Source organism: Bradyrhizobium nivariense (genome assembly GCF_029846695.2).
Taxonomy (GTDB): Bacteria; Pseudomonadota; Alphaproteobacteria; order Rhizobiales; family Xanthobacteraceae; genus Bradyrhizobium.
In genome coordinates this window covers 66,853-75,523 of sequence record NZ_JARWCR020000041.1, presented here as the reverse complement: position 1 = coordinate 75,523, position 8,671 = coordinate 66,853, and the positions used below count along the sequence as shown (strand labels likewise).

Genomic DNA, 8,671 nt, shown 5'->3' with positions numbered 1-8,671 from the left:
TGCGCTCGATGCGGTGCTCTGAGTTGGCGCGGGCCCGCACCAGCTCGACCACGGCGAGCTGCGGGATGGCGAAGCGGTCGCCGGCGGCTTCCACGATCAGCGCCGAGACGATGGCCAGCGTCAGCGGAATCTTGATGGTGACGGAGGAGCCTTCGCCGGCCACCGACTTGATGTCGATGGTGCCGCCGATCTGGTCGATATTGGTGCGCACCACGTCCATGCCGACGCCGCGCCCCGACACCGAGGTGACGGCGGCCGCGGTGGAGAAGCCCGGCGCGAAGATGAACTTGTGGATCTGGGCTTCGCTCATCTTCTCGAGCTCGGCCTCGGTGACGAGACCTGACGAGATCGCCTTGGCCTTGATCCTGTCGGTGTTGAGGCCGCGGCCGTTGTCGGCGATGCAGATGATGATGTGGCCGCCCTCGTGATAGGCGGACAGGCGGATGGTGCCCTGCTCGCCCTTGCCGCCGGCGAGACGCTCGGCCGGGGTCTCCAGGCCATGGTCGGCGGAGTTGCGCACCATGTGGGTGAGCGGGTCCTTGATCAGGTCGAGCACCTGGCGGTCGAGCTCGGTGTCGGCGCCGTGCATCTCCAGCTCGATCTGCTTGCCGAGTTCGCTCGAGAGGTCGCGGACGATGCGGGGCAGCTTCTGCCAGGCATTGCCGATCGGCTGCATGCGCGTCTTCATGACGCCCTCCTGCAGCTCGGCGGTGACGTTGGACAGCCGCTGCAGCGGCACCTTGAACTCGGTGTCCTCGTTGCGGCGGGAGATCTCCAAAAGCTGGTTGCGGGTCAAGACCAGCTCGGAGACCATGGTCATCAGATGCTCCAGCGTATCCACGTTGACGCGGATCGACTGGTTGGCGATGCGGTCGCCCTCGACGGCGGTCTCGTCGGCCGCCGACTTCTTCGGGGCGGGCTTTTCCTTGGCGGGTTTTGCAGCTTCCTTGGCGGCTTCCTTGGCAACAGGCACTGGGGCTTCAGCGGCCGGCGCGGGCTCGGCCTTGACTTCAGCCTTGGCAACGGGGGTCGGCGCTTCGATCGCGGTTTCGCGGAAGGCGCGCTCGAGCTCGTCAAGCGAGACTTCGCCGGGGCGGAGCGGGCGCTCCATGGTCTGGTCGGCCAGCGCACCCTGGCTGGCGGGCGCGGCTTCCACCGCAGCCGGCGCTTCCGGCACCAGCGGCGGCGCTTCGGCCACGGCAGCAGCAGCACCGGCAGCCATGGCCGCCATGCCCTGCTCGACCATCGCTTCCAGCTTGTCGATGAGATCGCGGTCGGTGCCCTCGGGCTCGGCTTCGGTCGCCTCCAGCCCGGCCAAAATTTCCTTGATGCGGTCGATCGAGGACAGGATCACCGTCACCGCCTGCCCGGTCACCGGCATGCCGTCACGGAATTTGCCCATCAGCGTCTCGCCGGCATGCGCCAGCGCTTCCAGTCGCGGCAGTCCGAGGAAGCCGCAGGTGCCCTTGATGGTGTGGACCAGGCGGAAGATGTTATCCAGGATCTTGGCGTTGTTCGGCTCCTGCTCGAACTTCACCAGCTGATTGTCGACAGTGTCCAGGCTCTCGCTGGTTTCCGTCAAAAACTCCCGCAACAGATCATCCATGAGCTACGCCTTACTGACCTGGACCTCGACACCCGAGCCGCGCTTGGCATAGACGGAAGCCCTACCTTGGATCGTTAGACATCCCTTTTCACGGTCCCGTTAATTTCATCCTCCGTGCTAATACGGATATTGAAGACAAGTTTGCCGGTCGACCGCATGCGCCAGCGGTTTTCGGCACAACCGGCACCACGCCGCGACGACGAGACGCGTAGGTAAACGTGCCGATAACAGCGAGGCCAGGCGCGCAGGAAAGCCCTGCTCGTGAAGGACCATATGCATGGCCTTCGCGGAATCGAACCGAGCCGCCTGCAATCCGGGGCGCTCTCGCCACCGTCGCTTGCTGCTTTGCCGCAATTCGCAAGATCCGCGTTTGCGGTAAACGAACGGTTACCCGCGTCCGCCGCGGCCGGCGCCGCGCTAACCCAGGCGCGCGGCCGAGGCAAGGTCGCCGTGGGGACGGTGTTCCGCCAGACAATCGTTGATGGCGGCGAGCAGCGCGTGCGGCGTGAACGGCTTGCGCAGACAGCGCGCCGCACCGAGCTCCAGTGCCATCCGGAGGAAATCGGGAGCAGGCGAATTCAGATTTGCGAAAGCGTAGCCGGACATCGCGATCAGCGGAACGGCCGGCGCCCGCTCGTGAAAGATTCGGATCGATTCGAACCCGCGCATGTGCGGCATGAAGATATCGATGATCATCAGATCGAACTGTTCGTGTTCAAGGGCGCGAAGTCCGGCTTCCCCTCCTCCGGCGATCGTCACCCGAAAATTGTTGCGCTGGAGATAGACCTCGATGGCCATGCATACCATCGGGTCGTCGTCGACAATGAGAATATGGCGCAGACATTCTGTCCCCGCTTGAACCTCCCGTTTCGGCGATTCAATAACTGAACCGTGGGGCACACCCTTCATCCTTTGCTCGAGAAATGGACGGTCGCAAACGCCGTTGGCGAAGCGGGGAAGACGATGGACGCGGAATCTGCGGCCACGCGGCGCCGTGGTTCGAAGCAATGTTTGAGGACTGTAAGCACTCGTCCAACGAACGAGGGTGCGCGGCTCGAACGACGTCCGGTGGCAGCGCGGATGCAATGCTTCCGGCTCATGAAAGCCCCCTTGCCGCTTTTACCTGCGCAACCCTCACAGGATTGGCGCGCAGGCTCATGAGCGAATCAGCGTGCCATTCTTACTTCCGCCGCAAATGCGCCGGCCTGTCTGCCCCCAACAGGTATATGGAAGGCGCACAACCTGTATAATATGACCTGGCCGCCGCGCAACTGAATGACGAACAGGACGCGGCGCCGATCACTTCGAACGCGCCGGATCGACCTGCATGACCGCGAGCGGCCACCCGCCCAACCAGTTGCTGCAAATGCTCGACGCGGCCGATTTGAATCTGCTGCGCCCCCATCTCGTCAGGGTCGAAATGGTCAGGGAATCTGTCTTGGGCGAGGCGGGCGCCCCGGTGAGATACGTTTACTTCCCGCATGGCGGATCCGTATCGATCACGGTCAGCCTTTCCGAAGGACAGATAATCGAAGTCGCGATGCTGGGCCGCGACAGCGTCGTGGGCGGCGGCGCAGCGCTTGCCGACGGCATCGCACCGGCCGACGCCGTCGTGCTGTTCCCCGGGACTGCGTCCATGCTCGAAATCGCGGCTTTCCGGACGGTCGCTGCCGCAAGCATGCCGTTTCGCAGCCTGATGGTCCGCCATGAGCAGGCCCTGCTCGCGCATGCGCAGCAATCGTTGCTGTGCAACACGCTGCACTCGGTCGAGGCGCGGCTGGCGCGCTGGCTCTTGCGGGCCCGTGACCTGTCCGACAGTCAAATCCTCCCGCTGACACAAGAGGCGCTGGCGCAGATGATGGGCGTGCGGCGCAACGCCATTTCCCAGGTCGCGCATGCGCTCCAGCGCGCCGGCATCATTCACTACACCCGCGGCCAAATCGAAATCATCGACTCGCGGGCGCTGGAAACCACGTCGTGCGACTGCTATTCGACGGTAAAGGCCAGCCACTCGCGCCTGGTAGGAGTCGTGCGGTGACAAGCGCGACACGATCATCCTGGATGCGGACGTGCACGCGGCGTCGCAGCGGTCGGACATCTTGTCCCAATTGCCAATATATCCCGACGGGAACATGATGGAACTTACCCGGACAGCAAGTCTAAAGCGCGATGAGATGAGGATGAATCATCATCGCGCTTTAGGTTGTTGTTTGAGCATGATCTTTTCGGAAAACCGCTTCGCACTTTTCCGGATCATGCTTTAGGAGACGGGAGGCAGCTTTGGAAACGATGGTGCGTTCCTCCAACGGTTTCTTGTCCGCGCTGTCGGCAGACGATTATGAATTGATCCGCCCGCACCTGCGTACGGGCGATCTGCCGCATGACGCGGTGCTGGTCGAGGCCGGCGAGACGCTCAAGCGCGCCTACTTTCCCCATCGCGGCGTCATCTCGCTGGTGGTGGAGCTCGCCAAGGGCGAGCATGTCCAAGTCGCCATGATCGGCCGCGACAGCCTGCTCGGAACGCTCTCGACCATGGGTGACGCCTGCGCGCTGAACACGGCCATCGTGCTGGTTCCCGGCTCCGCGTCCGTGATGGACCTCGACCGGCTGCGCATCGCGGCCGACCAGAGCAGCAGCCTGCGGACGCTGCTCACGCGTCACGGGCTGGCGGTCTACGCGCAGGTGCAGCAGACCGCGGGCTGCAACGCCGCCCATCCGGTGGAGTCGCGGCTGTCGCGCTGCCTGCTGCATACCCATGATCTCTCCGGCGACTACCGGCTGCTGCTGACCCAGGAGGCGATGGCCCAGATGATCGGCGCGCGGCGCAACAGCGTGTCGCTGGTCGCCAATACCTTGCAGCAGGCCAATTTCATCCACTACAGCCGCGGACACATCCAGATCCTCAACCTGGACGGCCTGCGCCAGACGGCGTGCGAATGCTACGCCACTGTGAAGGCGCAGTATGACCGGCTGCTCGGCCCGCGCTGACCGGCGCCGCGGCGTGGTAAACCGGCGGCTAATTCCGGCCTGCAAACACGCATCGTCCTGCTACCGGAACTGAAATCTGGATGCCGTAGACACAAGCCTGCCGCGCGCCGATACGGGCCGGGCGGCAAACCAACCGTGATCGAGGCAGGCAAGACCATGTTTGAAGTAGCCGTCGCGCCTGCGCAGACAGCGCTCGATGCCGAGCCCGCGCGCGAGCCGGGCGCGTACCAGGCGCTGGTGCGCGAGATCGGCGAGGACGGTGCCTGCGAAGTGCGCGACGTGTTCTGGAGCGAGACCCGCGCGCGCCTGCAACTGTTCCGCACGCTCTCGCTCGCGCAGCACCACGGCAGGATCGCGCGCGAAGCGCATTCGCTGAAGAGCGCGGCCGGAACGTTCGGCTATGTCAGGCTCGCGGCGCTGGCGCTGCGGCTGGAGAAGACCGCGGAGAGGCTCGGCGACGCCGAATTTCGCGATCTCCTGGACCTGATGGACGCCGCCTACGCCACCGCGCGCGCGCAGGAGCCGCAAGCCTAACCACTCAGGCGTGCATCCCCGCCGTACTTCTACGGTTTGCGATTTTCACAGAAGGCTAATCATAGTTGGCGATAGTCGCCGGAAACCAGGAGGGTTTCCATGTTCACCTACGAGACCGCGGACCAGAAAGAGGTCCGCCGCTTCCGCATCGCACAGTTCAACGGCCGGATGGCGACGGTGACCGCCGGCGAGGCGACGGTGACTGGCTTCGTGCGTTCGGTGCTGGAGCAGGAATCGAGCAGGCCGCCCCGCTGGACCATCACGATCATTCCCAACGCGCCGAAGGAAGAGTTCAAGCCGCTGCGGCTCTCGTCGCGCACGCGTCCCTTCGCTGAAGATTATTTCTGAGCGCGATCTGGGTCCCGGGCTTCCTCGAGAGCTTTCTCGGGCCTGCCCTCGCCGCCCGCTGGCGGCACGACACAAGAGCCTTCAGTCGATCGAATGCAGCAGCGCCGCACGGACGAGGTCCGCGGTGTTGCGCGCACCGAGCTTGCGCATCGCCTCGGCGCGATGGCTCTCGAAGGTGCGCGGACTGATCTGCATTCGAAGCGCACCCTGCTTGTTCGAATAACCCTCGCTGATCAGCCTCAGCACCTCGCGCTCGCGCTTGGTCAGCCGCTTCTGGCCTGACAGGCCGAGGATTTCGGCGCTCGGCACCCGCTGCGGCTGCGGCGCGCGCGCGGCCTTCGATCCGGCGTCCTCGGTCCTGGACGCGACCGGCAGGCCACCCCTGTGAGAACCGGCAAGCTGCTTGACCAGACCACAAACCCGCTCGGTCTGCGCCAGCGCATTCTCCACCACCCGCTGCAAATAGGCACGGTCGCCCGTCACCGGTACGAACTGATCGCTGTGATGCTTGATCTCGCCCATGTAGAGCAGAAGCGCAGTGAGGGGGCCGTTGAGCTCGCGGGCGATGGCGGCGGCCATTTCGTCGGCCGCCTTGGCACGGACGGCGTTCAGGCGGACGAAATCGAGCTCTTGAGTTGGAGCAGCGCTGCTTTCGTACGACGGCCGCGAATCAGTGGCCGTATCATTCTGTGACCCCATGTCACTCGTTTAGCGGAACCCAAGCCGATCTGTGGTTAACTTTTTGCTCCGTAAGACTACGGTAATTTTGGCAGTTTTGCGCTGAAACGCCGGCGCAGGCACACTTTATGCTTGTGCGGCATCGCCCCCTGACATGCTTGGTTGATAAACCTGCCCAAATGGTGGGCGGATGGGCCACAGGCCCTTTAACGATCACATCCGCGCCGTATAGCTGCGCCCCCGGATTTTACGGATAAATTAACGGCGACTTGCTTCTCTATGTCACAATTGAGAGCGCGCAAATGCCTCCATGCATTGGGCCGGCAGGCCTGCTGGAATCGTTGCGGAAGATTGCGTGCCATGAACGAGATCGACCAGCTATCGGACTTCCTGCAGAAGCTGACGCCGCTGTCGCGCAGCTGCCTGCTCAGCGAGCTCGAACGGCTTGAGCTGTGCGGCATCGACATGCCGGGCGCGGCCGATATCCAGTCCAAGCTGCGGGCCGAATTTCGCAAGGACGGATCGAGCCAGGCGCGCGCCACCAGTCCCTCGCGCCATTTCTTCGCGCCGCTCGAGTTGCTTCTGATCGACGGTGCGCCCGAGCATGCCAATATGGGGCGGATCTCGCGCAACACCCTCACCCCGATCTGGGAGTGGATCTGTCGCGACCTGCTGCCGACCATGGCGCGCGACTACATCAAGGCGATCAACGACCAAGTCGCCGCCAACAACCCGAAGGAGGTGCTGAAGATCGCATCGACCTTCCAGACCAAGGTCGTCAAGGTTCTCGAGAGCACCCTCGCATCAGTGGAGAGCACCGAGTTCGCGCGCGGCAAGCTCGCGCAATACACGGCGTCGCGCACCGCCTTCGACGACGTGAAGAAGATGCAACATGTGCTGCGCGCCGGCGCCGCGCTGCCGAAGTTCAACGAAAAACTGCCCGAGAAGATCGCGAAATTCGACGACGGCCTGGTTGATCAGATCACCGCGCGATTAGACGCCTTCAAGAAGGCCCATCCCGAGGCGCTGCCCTTCGCGCTGGCGCTGTTGGCGAGGCGGCTGAAGACGCCCTGGCAATTGGTGCGCCTTGCAACCAGGCCGGCTGCGAGCAAGAGCGCCGCCGATATCGCCGCCACGCCTTATGCCTGCGTCGTTCACATGGTGCTCGACCGGCTCGACGACAAGCGCCTCGCCTTGCGCATCGCGCTCCGGCACAACCGGGTGCTGGTCGCACGCGACCTGCTCGCCGAGATCTACGACACTGAATATGCGCTCAAGGTGCGCATCGACGGCCTCGAGCATTGCGAATGGGGCGTTCGCCTCCAGCAATTGATGGACGCGATCGCGGCGCTGGTGTCCGCCGAGGTGAGCCGCTTCCCTTCCAATGTCGGCCACATTCTCGGCTCGCGCCGGCTGCGCAGCCACGACACGCTCGGCGGAAAGCTGTCCTATCTGGCCTGGAAGGGACGCGATGCGATCGAGGACGGCGCGGCCGCGTTCCGCAAACTGATCGGCCAAACCTGATATCGCGCTAATGCGCGCGCGGCAGGGTCAGGAAGCGATCGAGAAATCGTCCTGACAGCACGAATCTGAACCACCAATACATTATTCGCCGCGTTGTCATTGCTGCGATCCTCGACAGCCCACCACCGGCTGCCCGGAGCAATAGCGCAGCTGCAGCAATCTGCATGTGATGTGCTTCACACTTGCGCCAGCGCAGCCGGCCGCATCGTCGCAGAACCGTCACGCGCGAAGCCACGAACATGCGCGCATCGCGCGAAAATGAGTTCTCCGGTCGCGGGTCTCGCTCCTATCCTCCGACCCATCTGAGAGAGCAACCGGCAAGAGCAAGTGGCAAGAACAACAGGCAAGAACAACAGAGAGGAGTTCGTGATGAGACCGGCTCGACTGACATGGACGATGGTGGCGTGCCTTGCGGGCGCGCTGGCGCTTACATCGGCGACAATGGCCCAGACCTCGCCGTCGCAAGGCAATGCCGCGCCGACCGCTGACAACGCCGTCCTGCTCACGGTCTTCTTCAAGCACGACCAGTCCCGCCCGTTGAACGAGCTGAATGCGCAGCTCGACAAGCAGGGCTTCCACAAGGCGTTTCCGCCACCCGGCGTCGAGGTCGTGAGCTGGTACGTGATGATGGGCATCGGCCAGGTGATCACGCTGCGCCTGCCGGCCTCGCGGCTGCGCGAGGTCAATCGCGTCATCGAGGACACCGCGTGGGGTCCCTACCGCACCGAGTTCTATCCGACCTACGACTACAAGGCGGTCGGCATGGCCCAGCACGACAAGGCCACGGCCAATTGAGGCAGCTCATTATTCAATGGGGCGAAGCGCGCGCGGCTTCGTCCAATTGCAGGACAGTGTACGTGCATACCGCCGCACTGCACGTCGTGAAAATCTCCGGTGATTGCCGCACTGCTGCGCGCGACGCGCGGGCAGACGTAAAAACTTCGCCAACGAGGTCCGGACAATTTTAGACATGATGGCCGCTTTAACGTTACC

Annotated in this window: 9 protein-coding genes; 6 read left to right on the top strand and 3 right to left on the bottom strand. The window is 63.8% G+C overall.

The window, feature by feature from the left end:
* Together QCM77_RS28390 and QCM77_RS28385 are read right to left on the bottom strand one after the other, a co-directional pair.
* A partial coding sequence (locus QCM77_RS28390) for a chemotaxis protein CheA (RefSeq protein WP_279685807.1) occupies positions 1–1,606 on the bottom strand: 1,606 nt, incomplete at its 3' end.
* A 417-nt stretch (positions 1,607–2,023) separates the two neighbouring features.
* On the bottom strand, positions 2,024–2,506 hold the full coding sequence (locus tag QCM77_RS28385; protein WP_279669294.1) for a response regulator: 483 nt from the start codon (positions 2,504–2,506) through the stop codon (positions 2,024–2,026).
* Between the two features lie 427 nt (positions 2,507–2,933).
* On the opposite strand from QCM77_RS28385, the gene QCM77_RS28380 reads away from it, so the two are divergent.
* The 4 genes from QCM77_RS28380 to QCM77_RS28365 all read left to right on the top strand — a co-directional run bounded on the left by QCM77_RS28380 (position 2,934) and on the right by QCM77_RS28365 (position 5,476).
* A complete protein-coding gene (locus QCM77_RS28380; RefSeq protein ID WP_279685805.1) occupies positions 2,934–3,644 on the top strand; it encodes a Crp/Fnr family transcriptional regulator in 711 nt (236 codons plus the stop codon).
* A gap of 251 nt (positions 3,645–3,895) precedes the next feature.
* Positions 3,896–4,594 carry a Crp/Fnr family transcriptional regulator gene (locus QCM77_RS28375; RefSeq protein ID WP_279669291.1) on the top strand — a complete coding sequence of 233 codons (699 nt, stop codon included), beginning with the start codon at positions 3,896–3,898 and terminating at the stop codon, positions 4,592–4,594.
* A 156-nt stretch (positions 4,595–4,750) separates the two neighbouring features.
* Positions 4,751–5,128: an Hpt domain-containing protein gene (locus QCM77_RS28370; RefSeq protein ID WP_279685809.1), complete on the top strand. Its 378-nt coding sequence runs from the start codon at positions 4,751–4,753 to the stop codon at positions 5,126–5,128.
* A 99-nt stretch (positions 5,129–5,227) separates the two neighbouring features.
* On the top strand, positions 5,228–5,476 hold the full coding sequence (locus QCM77_RS28365; protein ID WP_279669289.1) for a hypothetical protein: 249 nt from the start codon (positions 5,228–5,230) through the stop codon (positions 5,474–5,476).
* 81 nt (positions 5,477–5,557) lie between these two features.
* Here QCM77_RS28365 and QCM77_RS28360 read toward each other — a convergent pair whose 3' ends face one another.
* Complete coding sequence (locus QCM77_RS28360; protein WP_279669288.1) at positions 5,558–6,175, bottom strand: helix-turn-helix domain-containing protein; 618 nt, start codon at positions 6,173–6,175, stop codon at positions 5,558–5,560.
* A 339-nt stretch (positions 6,176–6,514) separates the two neighbouring features.
* Here QCM77_RS28360 and QCM77_RS28355 point away from each other — a divergent pair, with 339 nt between their 5' ends.
* Entirely contained in the window at positions 6,515–7,678 is a 1,164-nt protein-coding gene (locus QCM77_RS28355) for a hypothetical protein (RefSeq protein ID WP_279685804.1), read from the top strand.
* 369 nt (positions 7,679–8,047) lie between these two features.
* Entirely contained in the window at positions 8,048–8,473 is a 426-nt protein-coding gene (locus tag QCM77_RS28350; RefSeq protein ID WP_279685803.1) for a hypothetical protein, read from the top strand.
* Positions 8,474–8,671 lie beyond the last annotated feature (198 nt).